2 protein-coding genes are annotated in these 574 nt (G+C 62.9%); one reads left to right on the top strand and one right to left on the bottom strand.

Annotated features, from left to right (window positions below; genetic code table 11):
- Positions 1 to 132 precede the first annotated feature (132 nt).
- Positions 133 to 336 (bottom strand): hypothetical protein, encoded by a 204-nt coding sequence (locus G3I71_RS52015; RefSeq protein WP_239149778.1) that lies wholly within the window; start codon positions 334 to 336, stop codon positions 133 to 135.
- Here G3I71_RS52015 and G3I71_RS53060 point away from each other — a divergent pair.
- Positions 259 to 574: hypothetical protein (locus G3I71_RS53060; RefSeq protein WP_369335584.1), on the top strand; the 316-nt coding region annotated here is incomplete at its 3' end. The two genes, G3I71_RS52015 and G3I71_RS53060, sit on opposite strands and share 78 nt — an antisense overlap.

The following is a 574-nucleotide window of genomic DNA, read 5'->3' as shown; positions in this document are numbered from 1 at the left end:
GCCCACGTGCTGCACGATCGTTGGTGGACCACCGAAGAATTCGTCGCCACCCGGGCTCGGTACGCGCACCTTGACCTAAAGACAAAGGACTCATCACTGAAGGCCGAAGTTGCCGCGTTCGCCGGTGCCGAGCTAGCGGACCTGAGTGCGGAGGTCGACGAAGTCGCCGAGATGGACCTGCTTCGCGCCGCTGTCGTGGACGGGATCATCACCACGAAGTACGACCCGCTGATGGAGCACCTCTTCCCGGACTGCAAGGTGTTCGTCGGAGAGGAGGACCTGCTCTTCTCCGACATTCAGGGAATCGGGGAAATCTCTAAGATCCACGGTGACCACAACGACCCTGACTCGCTCATTTTATCGGCTGCCGACTACGAACGATTCACAGAGCGCAAGCCCTACCTGCTACCCACGTCCTCGAGTCGAGCGGCAACGAGAGATCGCAGCCCAGCCGGTGCCACCACAGAGCCGCGAAGATCGCCGACCGCACCGCGCCCGGCAGAGAGATGGCCAGCTCGTGCTCGAAATCACCGATCGTGGCCCCGTCGGGAGGGCAGGCCTCGACGGGGGCTTC

The sequence above is a fragment of the Streptomyces sp. SID12501 genome, assembly GCF_010550245.1.
Taxonomy (GTDB): Bacteria; Actinomycetota; Actinomycetes; order Streptomycetales; family Streptomycetaceae; genus Streptomyces.
The sequence above is the reverse complement of the archived record's forward strand: the minus strand, read 5'-3'. Positions and strand labels throughout refer to the sequence as shown.